Origin of the sequence: uncultured Allobosea sp. (assembly GCF_945956895.1) — a bacterium.
Lineage (GTDB): Bacteria > Pseudomonadota > Alphaproteobacteria > Rhizobiales > Beijerinckiaceae > Allobosea.
In genome coordinates, this window is sequence record NZ_CAMFJF010000061.1 from 1 (window position 1) to 17,063 (window position 17,063).

Genomic DNA, 17,063 nt, shown 5'->3' on the forward strand with positions numbered 1-17,063 from the left:
GGCATCAATTCGCGCATCCTCTCGGCCAAGAAGCCGGTGCTCGCCGGCAAGGGCTTCCAGAAGCTGACGATCCACCGGCCGGGGACGTAAAAGCTCGCTTCCCCCCTTCAGCCCTCATCCTGAGGAGCCGCGCCAGCGGCGTCTCGAAGGATGGCCCAGGAGGCTCCCGAAGTATCTGGAACATCCTTCGAGACGCGCCTGCGGCGCTCCTCAGGATGAGGGCTCGTATCGGAAACAGCTTCCAAGGCCGCCCTCCCCCCGAATTGACGCTTCGCAAACCGTTCGTTAAATCGAACGATCCGTTTTCGACGTCAGATTGTCAGGGAGCAGCCATGACCGACCGGGCACCGGGTTTCAGCACACTCGCCATCCACGCCGGGGCAGCCCCAGACGCGGCGACCGGCGCGCGCGCCACGCCGATCTACCAGACGACCTCCTTCGTCTTCGACGATGTCGACCACGCTGCCTCGCTGTTCGGCCTGCAGGCCTTCGGCAATATCTATACCCGCATCGGCAACCCCACGAACGCAGTTCTGGAAGAGCGCGTCGCGGCGCTTGAAGGCGGTACGGCCGCGCTCGCCGTCGCGTCCGGCCATGCGGCCGAGTTCCTCTGCTTCCATGCGCTGCTGCAGCCGGGCGACGAATTCGTCGCCGCGCGCAAGCTCTATGGCGGCTCGATCAACCAGTTCAACCACTCCTACAAGAGCTTCGGCTGGAACGTGATCTGGGCCGATCCGGACGATATCGAGGGCTTCGCCGCCGCGGTGACGCCGAAGACCAAGGCGATCTTCATCGAGTCCATCGCCAACCCTGGCGGCGTCATCGTCGACATCGCGGCGATCAGCGCGATCGCCAAGAAGCACAACATCCCGCTCATCGTCGACAACACGATGGCCTCGCCCTATCTGCTGCGCCCGTTCGAGCACGGCGCCGACATCGTCGTGCATTCGGCGACGAAGTTCCTCGGCGGCCATGGCAATTCGATCGGCGGCCTGATCGTCGATGGCGGCTCGTTCAACTGGGTCGGCGACGACCGCTACCCGATGCTCTCGAAGCCTCGGCCGGAGTATAACGGCATGGTGCTGGGCGAGACCTTCGGGAATTTCGCCTTCGCCATCGCGACCCGCGTGCTCGGCCTGCGCGATCTCGGCCCCGCTCTATCGCCGTTCAACGCCTTCATGCTGCTGACCGGCATCGAGACCCTGCCCTTGCGCATGCAGCGCCATTGCGAGAGCACGCAGAAGGTCGCCGAGCATCTTCAGAAGCACCCGGCCGTCGAGTGGGTCAGCTATCCCGGCCTGCCCGGCGACAAGTATCAGGCGCTGGCCAAGCGCTACACGCCGAAGGGGGCCGGCGCGGTCTTCACCTTCGGGCTCAAGGGCGGCTACGACGCCGGCGTCAAGCTGGTCTCTAACCTCAAGCTGTTTTCGCATCTCGCCAATATCGGCGATACGCGCTCGCTGGTGATCCACCCGGCCTCAACGACGCATCGCCAGCTCACGGACGAGCAGAAGATCGCGTCGGGCGCCGGGCCGCAGGTGGTGCGCCTCTCGATCGGCCTTGAGGATGTCGAGGACCTGATCGCCGATCTGGATCAGGCGCTGGCATAGGCTGACGCGTCATTCTCGGGCTTGACCCGAGAATCTCATGATCATGGAGGCGCCGGAAGCGGCGCCTTTTTCTTTGGAAGATGCTCGGGTCAAGCCCGAGCATGACGCGCTTTACGCTCGCGCCGCCTGCTCGGTGCGGGTGAGATGGACCACGCCCATCGCCAGCACGGCGAAGCCGAGCGCCTGATGGCTAAGCCCGGCCCAGAGCGGAACCACCAGAAGCAGCGTCACGATGCCGAGCGCCGATTGCGCCAGCACCAGCCCGGTGATGGCGCTCGCGCGCTTGGCACTGCCTGATCCCGGCGCCGCACGGCGCAACCTTAGCGCGTTCCAGAGCGCGACGGCGAAAAGGATATAGGCGCCGAGGCGGTGGTTGAACTGCACCAGCGCGACATTGTCGACGAAGTTCTCCCAGAACGGCGTCTGGGCGAAGAGCTGCGAGCCCGGCGGTACGAGCGTGCCGTCCATCAAGGGCCAAGTGTTGAAGGTGAAGCCCGCCTTGGAGCCGGCGACGAGCCCGCCGAGCGCGACCTGCACGAACAGCAGGAGCAGGAGCAGCCACGCAGTCGCCCTGCCCCGCGCCGGCTCGACCCGGCGCAAGGGCGTCAGCGCCGTCGCGAAAGCCACGACCGAGGCGAAGAACAGGCCGGCAAAGGTCAGATGCAGCGTCAGCTTCACCGGCGCGACCGCGACCATGCCGGGCTGAAGGCCGGATGCGACCATGATCCAGCCGATCGCGCCTTGCAGGCCGAGCAGCAGGCCTATGCCGAAGAGCGTCGCGACCTGCCGGGCTGGCAGCAGGCGACGCAGGGCCACGACGAGGAACCCGGCGAGATAGATCAACCCGATGAAGCGGCCGAGCTGGCGATGGCCCCATTCCCACCAGTAGATGAACTGGAATTCTCCGAGGCTCATGCCCTCGTTGAGGAGCTGGTATTGCGGGCTCGCGCGGTATTTGCCGAATTCATCGGCCCAGGCCTCAGCCGAGAGCGGTGGCAGTGCGCCGGTGATCGGCTTCCATTCGGTGATCGAGAGGCCGGAGCCGGTGAGTCGTGTCGCGCCGCCGACCACGACCATGAGGAAGACGAGACCGGCAACGATCCAGAGCCAGCGGCGGATGCCGGCATGATCGGCCTTCGGGTCGGCGCGTGTCTGATCGAGAGCGAGGGTCACAGGCGGGCTTTCGGTCGCAGGCGGAGATCTTTCGGAGCGCATCGCTTCACAAGCGCGCTCGCCGGTGACATAGACCCGTCGCTCCGGCGCGACAACGCCCGCATTGCCGCAGCAGTCCGGAGCCAATCCGCGCTTCCATGAATCGCGGAAGTGCCCCAGGTTTTTGTTTTATCGCATTTTCTTCACGCGAACCGGGACCCACTTCGCTCGAAAATGCTAGTCTGCACGGTGGAGAACCCGATGAAACAACGCAACCGCAAGCTCGTCGGGACCGTGCTGATCCTCGTCTTCGTCTGCGTTTATGCGCTCGTCGCCATGGCGCTGGCGCAGGGACGGATCACCGAGGCACCGAAGCTGGTGCAGACGGTCGCCTATATCGCGCTCGGCCTCGCCTGGGTGCTGCCGCTGCTGCCGCTGATCAAGTGGATGGAACGCAAGGACGAGGCTTGAGGCCTCCCATCATTCTCGATCGAAAATCATCAGACGCACCGTCATTCCGGGGCTTCGCGTCAGCGAAGAGCCCGGAACCCAGAACCGATGCCGTCACGAAATCGAGCGCGAACCCGACTGCTCGCCCTATTATGGAAGCGGCATCGGTTCTGGGTTCCGGGCTCAGGCCTGCGGCCTGCCCCGGAATGACGGCGGCGATTCCAGCGGCCTCGTCTAGCCGACTGTCCGCATCGCTTAACCAACATCCAGCCTGCGCCCCCTGTTCCGCAACCAGAACGGCAGCCCCGAGAGCAACACTCGCAGCGCCGCCTCGTTCTGGTGGAGGCCGTTGAGCGAGACGCGCGGCAGGGCGTGGAGATGGGCGGCGTGCTCTGGAAAGAGATGGCCCGGCCGCGTCGTGACGGCACTGTCGAAGCCCGCCTCCGCTGCCAGCGCGAAATCGCGCGGACCGGCTGAGCCGGGATCGCCGACCGGATAGGCGAAATGGCGGACCGGGATACCGAGTTCCGCCTCCAGACGCTGCCTGCTCTCGACAATCTCGCGGCGGGCGACATCCACCCGGTGCTTCGCCAGCATCGGATGCGTCAGGGTATGGGCGCCGATGGTCACGCCCGGCGCGCCGGACAGAGCGCGCAATGTGTCCCAAGGCAGGCATTCGCGTTCGACCAGAGCCACGGAGTCGATACCGGCTTGAGCCATCAGAGTGGAAATCGTCGAGAGCAGAATCGTTTCCGGACCCCGGCGCAGACGCCAGTAGAGCCTCTCGAAGGCGCGGGTCTTCTCGGCATCGCTTTCAGTCCGCGCCGTGAAGCGGCCGTCCGGCAAGGCGATATCGAGGCGTGGCAAGGCACGGATCGCCTCTTCCAGCTCCACCCACCAGAGCCGCGCCGTGCGGTCGGCGAAGCCCGGCGTCACGAACAGCGTCCAGGGTGCCTCATGCTTCGCGAGGACGGGCCAGGCTTCCTCGACATTGTCACGATAACCGTCGTCGAAGGTGAGCGCGACGAAGAAGCGGCCCGGTTTCGGATTGCGCAGGCGCGCCAGCGCCTCTTGCAGTGAGATAATGTCGTAGCCCTCGGCCCGGATCAGGCGCAGCGCCCGATCGAGAAAGTCCGGAGTGATGTCGAGCAAGGCGTTCGGCGCGAAGCCGCGCCTTTCGGCAGCGCGGACATGGTGCAGCGTCAGGATCACGCCCATACCTTGCGCAAAGCCACGGCTCCAGCGGTCGGCGCCCGTCGCCGCCATCGTCCGGAATGCGGCCGCGATGGCCCTGTGACGCCCGTTCATCGCCGCCAAATGCAACTACCCCCTCGCAACCGCCCGACTTTGATGTGTCGCATTGTCTTCAAGCGAACCGGTATCCACTTCGCTCGACAATGCTTTAACGCTATCGCGCGATCGCGCGGCCGGGCCGGAGGATTGTAGCCGATCCGTTCACAATGACGGGTTAAGGAGGCCCCCTCAGTCCTGCTCGGATGAGCGAAGGAAACATGCCCACCGCCACCGCCTCCCCGCTGGCCACACCCGACACGATCCCGGCAAGCGACGCCCTGTCGCGCCCCTGGGCTTCGATCGCGATTGAGACCGACATCGCAGGTCTCGCCGAAACATGGCGCGCCTTCGAGGCGACCGCGCTGGTGACGCCCTATCAGAGCTATGACTGGATCAGGCCCTTCGTCGAGACGATCGGCGCCGCCCATGGCATGGCTCTGCGCTACGCGCTGGTGCGCGGTGCCGACGGCGCTCTCTGCGCTCTGCTGCCGCTCGTCATCACCCGGCGCAGCGGCTTCCGCTTCGCCGAGTTCATCGGTGGCAAGCATGCCAACTATCATATGGGGCTCTATGCACCGACCTTCGCCGAGCAACTCGACGCGCAGCTGACGACCCGGATGCTGGCCGAGATCGGCACGGCCATCGGCGGTCTCGACGCGCTCGCCTTCGTCAACCAGCCGGTCGCGTGGCAAGGTATTGCCAATCCCGCTGCGCTGCTCGCCGCAGGCCCAAGCCCGAGCCGCGCCTACAAACTCGCCCTGATCGCCGGTGACGGGGAGGCTACTCTCAAACGCTCGATGAGCAGCCATGCGCGCAAGAAGCTCAAGAACAAGCACAGCCGCTTCGGGGATTTCGGCCCTTCGACCCTCACGCGGGCGACAACGGCCGGCGAGGCCGCGCGCGTCATCGACGCGTTCCTGGCACAGAAGGCCGAGCGCTTCCGCGCCATGGGCGTGCCCGACCCCTTCGTCGAGCCGGCCATGCGCACATTCCTGGAGCGCGCAGCCATGTCGGGCGGCTCCTGGCATCCGTCGATCGAGCTTTATTCCCTCGATCTCGCCGGCCGCTCGGTCGCGACCTATGTCGGCGCGATCCAGGGCGCGCGCTTCTCGGGGATGGCGACCTCGTTCGACATGGGCAGCGAAACCGTCAAGACCAGCCCGGGTGAATTGCTCCTGGCCGAATTGATCCGCCTGAAGGCTGGCGAGGGCATCGCCGTCTTCGATCTCGGTGTCGGCGAAGCCCGCTACAAGACGACCTTCTGCGACGACCATGACGATCTGGTCGACAGTTTTCTGCCGCTGACCTTCAAGGGCCAAGTCTTCGCGCGGATCGCCCGGTCGAAGCGCGAGTTGAAGCGGCGCATCAAGCGCTCGCCATGGGCGTTGAAGCTGGCCCACCGGGCATCGGGCTGGCTGCGGAGCAAGCGGTCCGGGGAGGAGTAAGCGGCCCTGCCATGCAAGGAGCCGCGGCATCGTTGCAGAACCGTCATGCTCGCCCTTGTGGCGAGCATCCACGTCTTGAACACTGCATCACACGAAGGAAAACGTGGATGGTCGGGACAAGCCCGACCATGACGACCTATTCAGCCAGTTGACAGGATAGCCGCCCCGAAATCAGGCTTCGGCGGGTGCTTCCGCACGCGCAACCGTGGGCATCGGCACGCCGCCTTCGGCATCCAGGATCAGTGTGACCGGCGCTTCGGTCAGCTCGCTCAGGCGATAGGCCGTTTCGAGGGCATGGCCGTTGCCGACCTGTCCGCTCATGACGAGCCCGGCCTGCGCGCGGCGGGCGATCGGCGCCAACACCACGCCGTCGTCATTGGAGGCGGCGGCGACCAGCACCCAGTCATAGGTCTCGCAGAGCGCATCGAGCGCGACGTCGACGAGATCGGGGGCCGCCAGAACCGCGGCGCGGCCGGCACGGCCGGCGCCGATGCGATGCAGCCGCGAGCCCGGAGCGCGCGTGATGATGTCTGAGAACAGCGCCTCTCCGGCCAACAACTCCGAGAAGCCGGCCTCGCCATCGTCATGATCACGGGACAGGTCGATGAGCACGCAACGGCAGCGCTGGGCGAGCAATTCGGCGAGATCCCGCGGCCTGGCCGCCTCCTCGCCGGCGCCGTCGAGCACCAGCGCCAGCGGTGCCACGCCGCGTGCCGGCTCGCGGGTCCGCTCGGCGAGCTCCGCCAGGGTCAGTTCGGGATTGTCGAGGTCGAGCCGGGCCTGGCCGAGCCTTCCGGCACGGGTCAGCAGGCCGGCGACACGCGCCTGGCGCGGCGCGTCCGGCACCGGGCCGGGCGCCTCGGCCTCTTCCTCGGAGCGTCTGGCGGAGACCCAGCGCGGCCCGCGCGGGCCCTCCGGCAAGGACCGGCCCTGACCGTTGAGCAATTCGCGCGTCACGATCGTCGCAAGCGCGATCAGGAAGGTCGCAAGCGTCGCCACCAGCACCACCGGCACCTTCTTCGGAAAGGACGGCTCGGTCGGCTCGACGGCGCGCGAGATGATGCGCGCATCGGCGGGGGTTGCATTCATGGTGTCGCGCGCAACCGCCTCGCGATAACGCTGCATGTACTGCTCCAGCTGGTCGCGCAGCGTGCGGGCTTCGCGTTCGAGCGCGCGCAGCTGCACTTCGCTGTCATTGGCGCTGGAGACATTCTTCTTCTGCCCGTCGAGCGCCGCCTGGAAGCTTTCCACGCGCTGGCCGGCGATCTTCGCTTCGTTCTCCAGCGTGCGCACGGTGCGCTCAGCTGCGGCGCGGAGCTGGCCTTCGAGATCGAGGAGCTGGGCGTTCAGCTCCTTGATCCGGGGATGCTCGGGCAGGAGGCTGCGCGATTCCGCCGCGATCTGGGCGCGCAGGTTGACGCGCTGCTCGATCAGGCGACGGACGAGGTCGTTATTGGCGACGTCCGGAATCTCGAAGGTGCGGCCCTGCTTGATCGCATCGCGGATCAGTCCGGCCTTGGCCTGCGCCTCAGCCTGCTGGCTACGGGCATTGGAGAGCTGAGCCGACAGGTCGGTGAGCTGCTGGGAGGTGATGCTGGTGTTGTTGGGGCCGGCGAAGAGGCCGTTCTTCGAGCGGAAATCCTCGACCTTGGCCTCGGCCTCGGCCACGCGCTTGCGCAAGGGCTCGATCGTGGTGGAGAGCCAGTTCGACGCGCTGCGGGCATTGTCCTGCTTCGCCGCCTCCTGGAATTCCAGATAGGTCTCGGCGATGGTGTTGGCGGCCTTGGCGGCGAGCGCGGCATCGCGCGAGGTGAACTCGACGGAGACGATGCGCGAGCGGCCGACGGGATAGACCAGGAGCCGCTCATAGTATTTCTCGAGGACACGCTCCTCCGGCGAGCGATCGGCCGGATGGCCGCCGAGCCCGATCACGACAGCCAGCTTGCGCAGCGCGCTCAACGCACCCACGCCGGAATCGAATTCGGCATTGCCGACGAGGCCGATCCGCTTGATCGCCTCACGCGCGAGATCGCGCGACATGATGACCTGAACCTGGCTCTGCACGGCCTCGGAATCGAACTGGCCGGTACTGTCCGGCAGCGACTGCCCCGGCATCGCATAGAAGCTTCCGCGACTTTCCAGCAGCAGCCGGGCCTCGCCGGTATAGCGCGGCGTCACCACATTCACCGCGATAAAGGACAGGCCGAGGGCTGCAATCGTCGGCCCGATCACCCAGAATTTGCGACGCTTGATCGCCGCCCAGAGGGCGGAGAGATCGAGCATGTCGCCCCGGCCTTCACCGGCACCCTGCGCATCAATCCCAGCTTGAGCGGTCATGGGCCCACCTATCGACGCAAAACTCTCGCCCCTCGGAAGGGGCGCAGGCGGCATTGAACACTTGGTAAGCCTAATGAACCGCTAACGATCCCATCGCCTTACCTGCCATAGCCGGCGACAAGGAGGATCAATCTGGAGCCCGACCGCCCTGTAACGGGCGCTGGGCTCAGATCAATCGAACCGATGGGCGGAGATGTCCGACGGCAAATATCAAACCAGATCCCCATTTGGGGGGTGCCAGAACGCGGCTTTCGGCGCTAAATTATCGCCCGTCAGGAAACCAGAAATGGAACAAGTGATCTACGAGGCTGGGCCGGTTAAGATCACATCGGGCCAGATCAACACCGCCGGAGGCTGCTTCCCGATATCATGCATCCGTGGCGTGCACATTCGGCCGAGCCGCCGAAGGCTGTATGGAGAGTTTGCTTGCGCCGCGGCTGTCGTCAGCGCAACCTACCCGGGCGTCTTGGACCACTGGCTACTGCTCTCGGCCGCTATCGGCATCGCGGCTGTTGTCGCACAGGCCAAACTCGTGATCCGCACGACCGTCGGAGACAGGACGGCCCTCACAGCCAAAACGCCAAAAGCACTGTACCCTGCGCTCGCCGCAATTCGCCAGGCAGCGTCGCTTCAAGAATAGCGACCGCAGCGGCGCACCCGATCGTAAACGACAAGTCGGCCCCGCACCCCCCTCTTGCGAGCTTCCGCCGCCTGATCCCGGCGTTTCAGACCGGAAACCGCACGGCACGGTAAGGAAGGTTAATGACACCTTACCACTGCCGGGAGACACCGCTTCACCTGCATTTCAGCGGGACGAGCGAATTCTTCAATCGCCCGGTCAAACGTGTCGCCATGCCCGGGCCGCTGCCGATTGCTGCTACCCCCACAGCCTAGCAGTCGGCAGCGTATTTCTTTTGGAGCCCCGCAAGCATCGGATAACGGCAGCAATCGCCGGCCGACGCCCGCCCGAGGCCATCCGCTCCACCCTGCACAGCGCCAGCGAGACACTCGCAACACCCCGACAGGAAGCCTTTGTTAACCATGCCGAGATTACAGATCAGGCAAGTTCTGCACGGATAAGCCTGTGATGAGTCGACGCCTCGCCTCTCTCGCCTTGGCCGCCGCCATGACTGCAGGTGCCTGCGCGCCTCGCTATCCGGCGTCGGACTACGCGCTCGCCGAGCCGGCCGGTCCCTATCGGCTGGCCAGCGGCGATCGGCTGCGCGTCATCGTCTTCGGGCAGGACAACCTCTCGAATATCTATGCTGTCGACGGCGCCGGCCGCATTGCCATGCCGCTGATCGGCTCGGTCGAGGCGCAGGGCCGCACGACGCAGCAGCTCGCCCAGGCGATCGAGGCCAAGCTGCGCGGCGGCTATCTGCGCGAGCCCAAGGTTTCGGTCGAGGTCGACACGTATCGCCCGTTCTTCGTCCTCGGCGAGGTCACCACGTCCGGCCAGTTCCCCTATGTGAACGGCATGACCGTGCAGACGGCCGTCGCCATCGCCGGCGGCTTCACGCCGCGCGGCCAGCGCTCCTCGGCCGAGGTGACGCGCCAGATCGACGGCCAGACCGTGACCGCGACCGTGCCGATCACCTATCCGGTCCAGCCCGGCGACACCATCGTCATCAAGGAACGCTGGTTCTGAGATCGGACGAGCCCATGACGGATGGCCCCGCGTCCCGCCCTCTGAAAATCCTGCATGTCTTTCGGGCGCCTCTCGGCGGGCTGTTCCGACATGTCCTCGACGCCGCGCGCGGGCAGGTCGAGCGCGGGCATGATGTCGGCATCTTCTGCGCTTCCAATGCCGGGGGGGCGCGGGCCGACGAGGTCCTCCGCGAGCTTGGCAGCCAGTTGACGCTGGGTGTCACGCGCGTGCCGATGTCGCGCTATCCAAGCGCCACCGACTTCAAGGCGCAGCTCGCCGAAATGGCGCTGCGGCAGCGCCTCGCGCCGGACATCGTGCATTGCCACGGCTCGAAAGGCGGCGTCTATGGCCGCATCCCCGCCCTGCTCTCGCCCGGCCGGCGTTATGTCACGGCCTATACGCCGCATGGCGGCAGCTTCAATTACAAGCCCGGTGGCCTGGAACATAAGATCTACATGAGCGTCGAGCGACTGCTCGAAGGCGCAACCGACGTGTTCCTGTTCGAGAGTCGCTTCATCGCCGGCCGCTTCGAGGCCCATGTCGGCCATGCGCCGCGCACCGATCACCGCGTCGTGCTCAACGGCGTCTCCGACGCGGAATTCGAACCGATCGACCACCAGGCAGCAGAATTCGACCTGCTTTACCTCGGAGAGCTGCGCTCGGCCAAAGGCGTCGACACGCTGATTGACGCGCTGGCGCTGCTGCGCCGCCGGGACCGGCTGACGCCGCGGATCCTCATCGTCGGATCGGGACCGGAGGAACACGAATTGCAGCAGATGACGCGCGATCGCGGCATCGCCGACCAGTGCGTTTTCGAGCCGCCCACGCCGATCCGCAAGGCACTCGCCCGCGCCCGCGCCATGGTGATCCCGTCGCGAGCCGAATCCCTACCCTATGTCATCCTGGAAGCAGCTGCGGCCGCGCAACCGCTGATCTCGACCGATGTCGGCGGCATCGGCGAGATCTATGGCCCCAGGCATTGCCAGCGACTGATCCCGGCCAACGACCCGACGGCCCTCGCCACCGCAATCCGTTCCATGCTCGATACACCAGAGGCCGAGCGCCGCGCCCAGGCGACCGATCTCGCCAGGCATGTCCGGCAGAATTTTAGCCTCGACGCGATGATCGATGGCGTCATCGCCGCCTATCGCGACGCGCTGAGGGCACGCAGCATCGCCTGAAGCGGGTACTCAGGCGAGCTTGAGCGCGACGACGCCGCAGATCACGAGCAGGATGCCCAGCCAACCCACCGGCCTGATGCGCTGGCCGAACGCCAATGCGCCGATGACGGCAGTGATGACCAGGCCCGCCCCGCCCCAGACCGCATAGGCCACGGAGAGGTCCATGCCCTCGATCGCCTTGGCCAGCGCTGCGAAAGCGCCCATGACGAGGACAATGCCACCGGCACCAACCCCACGGCGGCTCATGCCATCCGAAAGCTTGAGCAGATAAGTGCCGCCGATCTCGAGCGCGACGGCCAGCAGGAGCCAGAGGAAAGGCACAGCCTGAGTAAAGGAGGCGCTCACACGAGCCTCCCATGACCCTCGCTGCGTTCGCGCCCCACTCCGTTCTCGATCAGCAGAATGCCTGCCAGAATGGCCGCCAGGCCGGCCGCGCGAGCGACGGTCAGGTGCTCGCCGAAGAGCACATGGCCGATCACCGCGATGCCGACGATGCCGAGCCCTTCCCAGACGGCATAGGCGACCGCCATCGGGATGACGCGCAGTGCGATGCTGAGCAGGATGAAAGACAGACCGATCAGAACCAGCGGCAATGTACCGACCAGCCATGAGGTCGAGACGGCCGACTTCAGCGCGGCCGTCGCGACGATCTCGACGGCAATGGCCGCGAGCAGAACCAACCAATGAAAAGACATGTTGCACACGGGCGAAGCCGGCGCTGAACGTCACGGATGCGACGCAGGGACAGCCAAGCAATCGTTAGAGTTTTAAATCGACAGATCGGAGAAGAAGAAGAACCTGGAGCATTACTCCAGCAGCCGACGCCACAAGCAAAACAGCTGTCGGGGCGAGGCGCTCTTCGAGAGCGATATATGCTTCTCAGACACTCATCGACAGCCAATATGCCTATTCGACACAGCCCTGTCAACTCGCGATCACTTGCAATAACAATCACTTGCGGGAATCGACGCGCTTTTTGGCAAATTTAAAACTGCGCCAAATCACTGGCAGGCCAAGACAAAATCCACTTTTTCGCGATCGCGTTTTGAGAGCGTCCGCAAAGCGCCCGGCAAGAGCCTTTACCCGGCTCCGAGGGGTTACGAAGCCCCGAAAACAGCAAGCGGTCCGATTAAATGTTCCGTGAGCAATTTCGGATAGAGCCGAACCGGGATCGCCGCACCCCGGACGCGGCGCTCCGAGTTGAGGGTGAAGGGTCATGGGGACTTTCGACGTCCGCGATATGATGAAGGCGGATGCGGCCGCCTCGGCGACGCCGGGCATGCTCGGCGAAGCCGACAAGGGCCAGACGCGGCGCTTCCATCCGCTGGCCGAGCGCATCGCGGCCATCCCCGTCAAGCCGACCCTCTCCCCCGTGATGATCGAAGGCGTCGCGAGGCTGCTGGACCTGATCGCGGTGCTTGGAGCGGGCGGGCTGGTCTACTGGCTCTATGCCGCCGGCAAGGTCGAATACACCCTGCCCTACCAGGTGACGATCGGGGCGCTCGCCATCGGAGCGCTCGCGCTGTTCCAGGCCCTGCAGCTCTATCCCATCGGCGCGCTGCGCCATGTCATCGGCAGCGCGGTGCGGCTGCTCGCCGGCTGGACCATGCTGTTCCTCGTCGCGCTTGCGGCCTTCTTCTTCATGAAGATCGGCGACCAGGTGTCGCGCGGCTGGCTGATCGGCTTCTACTTCTCCGGCGCCGGCGGCCTGCTGGCCGGGCGCATCGCCATGACGGTGAGCGTGCGCCATCTCACCCGCACCGGCCGGCTGGAGCGGCGCACGGCGATCGTCGGTGGCGGCGAGGCCGGTGAGGCGCTGATCCGCGCCCTGGAAAGCCAGAAGGATACGGGCCTGCAAATCTGCGGCGTCTTCGACGACCGCAATGACGAGCGTTCGCCCGATCTCGTCGCCGGCTATCCCAAGCTCGGCACGATCGACGACCTCGTCGAATTCGCGCGCCGCACCAAGCTCGACCTGGTGATCTTCACCCTGCCGATCTCGGCCGAGGCACGGCTCCTGACGATGCTGCGCAAGCTCTGGGTGCTGCCGATCGACATCCGCCTCTCGGCCCATCTATCGAAGCTGCGCCTGCGGCCGCGCTCCTATTCCTATTTCGGCGCCGTCCCGGTGCTCGACGTCTTCGACCGGCCGATCGCCGACTGGGACATCGTCGTCAAATGGGTGTTCGACAAGGTGGTCGGCACGCTCGCGCTGATCGCGCTCTCGCCGGTGATGCTGGCGACGGCGATCGCGATCAAGCTGGATTCCAAGGGGCCGGTGTTCTTCCGCCAGAAGCGCTACGGCTTCAACAACGAGACCGTCGACGTCCTGAAGTTCCGCTCGCTGCGCCACGACATGGCGGACCACACCGCGGCCAAGCAGGTCACCCGGGACGATCCGCGGGTGACGCGCGTCGGCCGCTTCATCCGCAAGACCTCGATCGACGAATTGCCGCAGCTTCTGAACGTCGTCTTCAAGGGCGATCTCTCGCTGGTCGGGCCGCGCCCGCACGCGATCCATGCCCACACCTCGAACCGCGCCTATGAGCAGGTGGTGGACGGCTATTTCGCCCGCCACAAGGTCAAGCCCGGCATCACCGGGTGGGCCCAGATCAACGGCTGGCGCGGCGAGACCGATACCGACGAGAAGATCCAGCGGCGCGTCGAGCACGACCTCTACTATATCGAGAACTGGTCGGTGCTGCTCGATCTCTACATCCTCGTGAAGACGCCCTTCTCGCTCCTGACCAAGAACGAGAACGCCTATTGAGCGCGCTGGCGCAAAATCCGCCACAGGGAAGCGGGGCGCCGCGCCTCACGGTGTCCTATGCCGCGATCAAGCGCGGCACCCTGTGGCTGCTCGGCGCCTCCAGCGGGCTCGCCCTGATCGAGCCCTCGCCCTATGAAGTCGTCTTCCTGCTGACGCTGTTCGTTTTCGCGCTGACCGGCATCCGCTTCTCGCAGAAGCTGCTGCCCCTGGCCGTGCTGCTGCTCACCTACAATATCGGCGGCATCTTCTCCCTCATTCCCTGGATGGGCGACGGCGATTCCGTGCGCTTCACCGCGGTGTCGGTCTATCTGATGATCACGGCGCTCTTCATCGCCGGCATCATGTCCCAGGATGCGGCCGGCCGGCTCGAGACCTTGCGCCGCGGCTACCTCTTCGCTGCCTGGATCGCAGGCTCCGCAGCCATTCTGGGCTATTTCGATATCGCCGGACTGGGCTCGATCTTCACGCTCTACGGGCGCGCCTCCGGCACGTTCAAGGATCCCAACGTTCTCGGCCCCTATCTGGTGCTGCCGATCGTCTACGTCCTGCAGCGCATCCTGACCGGGCAGGCCGGCATGGTGCGCGGCCTGATCATGCTCAGCGTTCCGCTCGCCGCGCTGTTCTTCGGCTTCTCCCGCGGCGCCTGGGGCGTGCTCGTCGTCGCGACGGCCATGATGATCGCCCTCACCTTCCTGACCGCGCCGAACGCCGCCAGCCGGGGGCGCATCGTCGCGATGTCGCTGATCGCATTCGTCGCGATGATCGCGGCGCTGCTCGTCGCGCTGTCGTTCGAGGACATCCGCAGTGTCTTCGACGCGCGCGCCAGCCTCGACCAGGACTATGACCAGGGCGTCACCGGCCGCTTCGGCAACCAGTTGCGCGCCATTCCGATGCTGCTCGACGCGCCCAACGGCTTCGGGCCGCTGCAGTTCCGCTGGCTGTTCAACCAGGCCGACCCGCACAACGTCTACATCAACGCCTTCGCCTCCTATGGCTGGCTCGGCGGCTTCTCATGGATCAGCCTGATGGTCGCGACCTGCTATGTCGGCTGGCGGCTGGTCTTCCGGCCGGGGCCGACCCAGCTGCACGCGATCGCGATCTGGTCCGTGCTCTTCGTCACGATCCTGCAGGGCTTCCAGATCGACAGCGACCATTGGCGGCACCTCTATCTGATGCTGGGCCTGATCTGGGGCCTGGCGGCGCTGGGACCGCGTGACGACACGGCCGGGAAGAGCCCATGACGACGGCCTCGCCACCTGCCGCCGGCCAGATCGAGAGCATCCAGGCCCTGCGCGCTATCGCGGCGCTGCTGGTCGTCTTCGCCCATGCCGCCCATGAGGCGGAGGCCATCGGCCCGCGCGTCGGCCTTGGCGCGATCGATCCCTCCTTCATGCATGGCGGCATCGGCGTCGACATCTTCTTCGTGATCTCCGGCTTCATCATGGTCCACACCTCGGCCGATCTGTTCGGCCGGCCGGGGGCGTGGCGGGTCTTCCTCGCCCGGCGCATCGCCAGGATCGTGCCGCTCTACTGGCTGCTGACCAGCGTCCTGCTGATCGGAGGCTTCTTCGCCCCGAAACTCCTGAACGTCCCGCTCGGCGACTGGCAGCACATCCTCGCCTCCTATCTCTTCATCCCCAGCCTGCGCAGCGGCGACGAGATCCGGCCGGTGATGGCGCTGGGCTGGACGCTCAACCTGGAGATGTTCTTCTACGTGCTGTTCGCCGGGGCGATGCTGCTGCCCCTGCGGCGTGGCATGATCGCGCTTGCGGTCGCGATCACCGGCTTCGCCCTGGCCGGCATCCTCCTCCGGCCAGTGCAGGTGCAGCTCGCCTTCTGGACGCAGCAGATCATCCTCGAATTCCTGTACGGCTGCCTGCTGGCGCTGCTCTTTCGGCAAGGCGTCAGGCTGTCAGCCCCGGTCGCGGCGCTCATGGTCGCACTCGGCTTCGCCGGCATGTTCAGGATCCAGGGCCTCGATGCGGCAGCGACGGTCGCGCCGGCGCTGCGCTGGGGTGTTCCCGCCGTGCTGATCGTCGGCGGCGCGGCGCTCTATCGCGGCGCGGCTCCGCGCGTGGCCCTGCTTCTGGTCGGGCTCGGCAACGCTTCCTACAGCCTCTACCTCTTCCATCCCTTCGCGTTGCGGCCGCTTCGGGAGATCTGGATCAGGCTGGTGGGAGGAGCGCTGCCGCTGGAAATCTATATCGCCGTCGCGATGGCGGTCGCAGCGCTTGCCTCCACCCTGCTCTATCACTGGGTCGAGCGCCCGATGGGACGCTGGCTGAGGTTTCCATCGGCGCGGAACTCGTCGCGTGGAAACGACGCCGTGCCGCAGGAAGCACGCTGGCGGAAGCGCCCGGAGGCCGGCCGCACCGCGAGCTAGAGCCTGCTGATTTTCCGCGGAAACACATCGTCATCCCGGGCTTGCCCCGGGATCCATCGTAGGGCGCTTAAGCTCTATGATGGATTCCGGATCGGCGCCGCTCTCGCGGCTTGTCCGGAATGACGGCGTGTTTCCGTGAAAAGGAAGCAACCTCTTGAAGCACGCCGCGCCGACATTCCGAGCGGATCGGAGACCGCGGAGGCCTGTTTCAGCCCTTGCCCTTGCGCACCACGACATAGGCGTAGGTCGTGACGAGGTTCCAGCCGATGCGCGCGGCCAGCGCATTGAAGGCGTGGTCGACCTCCCTCAAGCCCGGCATCCGGTCGAAATAGCCATGCCCCCAGAAGCGCTGGACATGGGCTTCGGCGAAACCTGCCCGCTTCAGCATCGGCTCGAGCAAGGCAGGGTCGCCGCGGCACCAATCATAGAGCGCGGGGAATTTCGGATCACCACCGCCATCACGACGGGCCGGAAACAGCGCCTGGATGATGGCGTGCGAGACCTTCTCGGGCAGGATATGGTTCAGCGCGAAGGCCGGAGCCCAGAGCGTCGGGAAAAAGGCGAGAGCCACGCCGCCGGGCGCCAGCAATTCATGGATATTGGCCCAGGCACGCTCGACGCCGTCGACATGCTCGAAGACCATGCGCGAGACCATCATGTCGTAGCCGCCGCGCCGAACGTCCGGCTCACTCAAGTCGCCTGCGATGTCGAAGCGCGCGGTCTTGAGCCCGCGCCCGGTCAGGGCAAGTTCGCCGGCATCGATGTCGTTGACGATGAGCTCGATGCCGTTGCGG

Annotated in this window: 15 protein-coding genes; 9 read left to right on the top strand and 6 right to left on the bottom strand. The window is 65.8% G+C overall.

Annotation, left to right across the window (positions count from 1 at the left end; translation table 11 throughout):
* Positions 1-332: 332 nt before the first annotated feature.
* Positions 333-1,610 (top strand): O-acetylhomoserine aminocarboxypropyltransferase, encoded by a 1,278-nt coding sequence (locus Q0Q02_RS19855; RefSeq protein WP_293812035.1) that lies wholly within the window; start codon positions 333-335, stop codon positions 1,608-1,610.
* A gap of 111 nt (positions 1,611-1,721) precedes the next feature.
* On the opposite strand, the gene Q0Q02_RS19860 is transcribed toward Q0Q02_RS19855, so the two are convergent.
* On the bottom strand, positions 1,722-2,783 hold the full coding sequence (locus Q0Q02_RS19860) for a COX15/CtaA family protein (protein WP_293812037.1): 1,062 nt from the start codon (positions 2,781-2,783) through the stop codon (positions 1,722-1,724).
* A 240-nt stretch (positions 2,784-3,023) separates the two neighbouring features.
* Between Q0Q02_RS19860 and Q0Q02_RS19865 the strand changes: the two genes are divergently transcribed.
* Positions 3,024-3,233 carry a DUF2842 domain-containing protein gene (locus tag Q0Q02_RS19865; RefSeq protein WP_293812038.1) on the top strand — a complete coding sequence of 70 codons (210 nt, stop codon included), beginning with the start codon at positions 3,024-3,026 and terminating at the stop codon, positions 3,231-3,233.
* A gap of 234 nt (positions 3,234-3,467) precedes the next feature.
* Here the strand turns inward: Q0Q02_RS19865 and Q0Q02_RS19870 are convergent, their stop codons facing one another.
* On the bottom strand, positions 3,468-4,478 hold the full coding sequence (locus Q0Q02_RS19870) for a polysaccharide deacetylase family protein (protein ID WP_293812040.1): 1,011 nt from the start codon (positions 4,476-4,478) through the stop codon (positions 3,468-3,470).
* A gap of 245 nt (positions 4,479-4,723) precedes the next feature.
* On the opposite strand from Q0Q02_RS19870, the gene Q0Q02_RS19875 reads away from it, so the two are divergent.
* Complete coding sequence (locus Q0Q02_RS19875; protein WP_293812042.1) at positions 4,724-5,950, top strand: GNAT family N-acetyltransferase; 1,227 nt, start codon at positions 4,724-4,726, stop codon at positions 5,948-5,950.
* Between the two features lie 171 nt (positions 5,951-6,121).
* On the opposite strand, the gene Q0Q02_RS19880 is transcribed toward Q0Q02_RS19875, so the two are convergent.
* The gene (locus Q0Q02_RS19880) at positions 6,122-8,287 is read right to left on the bottom strand and encodes a GumC family protein (RefSeq protein ID WP_293812044.1); all 2,166 of its coding nucleotides are present in this window, start codon (positions 8,285-8,287) and stop codon (positions 6,122-6,124) included.
* A 286-nt stretch (positions 8,288-8,573) separates the two neighbouring features.
* Here Q0Q02_RS19880 and Q0Q02_RS19885 point away from each other — a divergent pair, with 286 nt between their 5' ends.
* The 3 genes from Q0Q02_RS19885 (at position 8,574) to Q0Q02_RS19895 (ending at position 11,116) form a co-directional block, all read left to right on the top strand.
* On the top strand, positions 8,574-8,927 hold the full coding sequence (locus tag Q0Q02_RS19885) for a hypothetical protein (protein WP_293812046.1): 354 nt from the start codon (positions 8,574-8,576) through the stop codon (positions 8,925-8,927).
* Positions 8,928-9,374: 447 nt separating this feature from the next.
* The gene (locus tag Q0Q02_RS19890) at positions 9,375-9,935 is read left to right on the top strand and encodes a polysaccharide biosynthesis/export family protein (protein ID WP_293812048.1); all 561 of its coding nucleotides are present in this window, start codon (positions 9,375-9,377) and stop codon (positions 9,933-9,935) included.
* 14 nt (positions 9,936-9,949) lie between these two features.
* Complete coding sequence (locus Q0Q02_RS19895; RefSeq protein WP_293812050.1) at positions 9,950-11,116, top strand: glycosyltransferase; 1,167 nt, start codon at positions 9,950-9,952, stop codon at positions 11,114-11,116.
* A 9-nt stretch (positions 11,117-11,125) separates the two neighbouring features.
* Here the strand turns inward: Q0Q02_RS19895 and Q0Q02_RS19900 are convergent, their stop codons facing one another.
* Both Q0Q02_RS19900 and Q0Q02_RS19905 read right to left on the bottom strand, forming a co-directional pair.
* Positions 11,126-11,461 carry an SMR family transporter gene (locus Q0Q02_RS19900; RefSeq protein WP_293812052.1) on the bottom strand — a complete coding sequence of 112 codons (336 nt, stop codon included), beginning with the start codon at positions 11,459-11,461 and terminating at the stop codon, positions 11,126-11,128.
* Positions 11,458-11,811, bottom strand: a complete 354-nt coding sequence (locus Q0Q02_RS19905) for a multidrug efflux SMR transporter (protein WP_293812054.1) — start codon at positions 11,809-11,811, stop codon at positions 11,458-11,460. The genes Q0Q02_RS19900 and Q0Q02_RS19905 overlap by 4 nt, the downstream gene beginning before the upstream one ends.
* 521 nt (positions 11,812-12,332) lie before the next feature.
* Here Q0Q02_RS19905 and Q0Q02_RS19910 point away from each other — a divergent pair.
* The 3 genes from Q0Q02_RS19910 to Q0Q02_RS19920 are packed head-to-tail and all read left to right on the top strand — an operon-like array spanning position 12,333 to position 16,269.
* The gene (locus Q0Q02_RS19910; protein ID WP_293812056.1) at positions 12,333-13,886 is read left to right on the top strand and encodes an undecaprenyl-phosphate glucose phosphotransferase; all 1,554 of its coding nucleotides are present in this window, start codon (positions 12,333-12,335) and stop codon (positions 13,884-13,886) included.
* Entirely contained in the window at positions 13,883-15,127 is a 1,245-nt protein-coding gene (locus tag Q0Q02_RS19915) for an O-antigen ligase (protein WP_293812058.1), read from the top strand. The genes Q0Q02_RS19910 and Q0Q02_RS19915 overlap by 4 nt, the downstream gene beginning before the upstream one ends.
* The gene (locus Q0Q02_RS19920; protein ID WP_293812060.1) at positions 15,124-16,269 is read left to right on the top strand and encodes an acyltransferase; all 1,146 of its coding nucleotides are present in this window, start codon (positions 15,124-15,126) and stop codon (positions 16,267-16,269) included. Before Q0Q02_RS19915 ends, Q0Q02_RS19920 begins: the two co-directional genes overlap by 4 nt.
* A gap of 208 nt (positions 16,270-16,477) precedes the next feature.
* Here Q0Q02_RS19920 and Q0Q02_RS19925 read toward each other — a convergent pair.
* A partial coding sequence (locus Q0Q02_RS19925) for a methyltransferase domain-containing protein (protein ID WP_293812062.1) occupies positions 16,478-17,063 on the bottom strand: 586 nt, incomplete at its 5' end.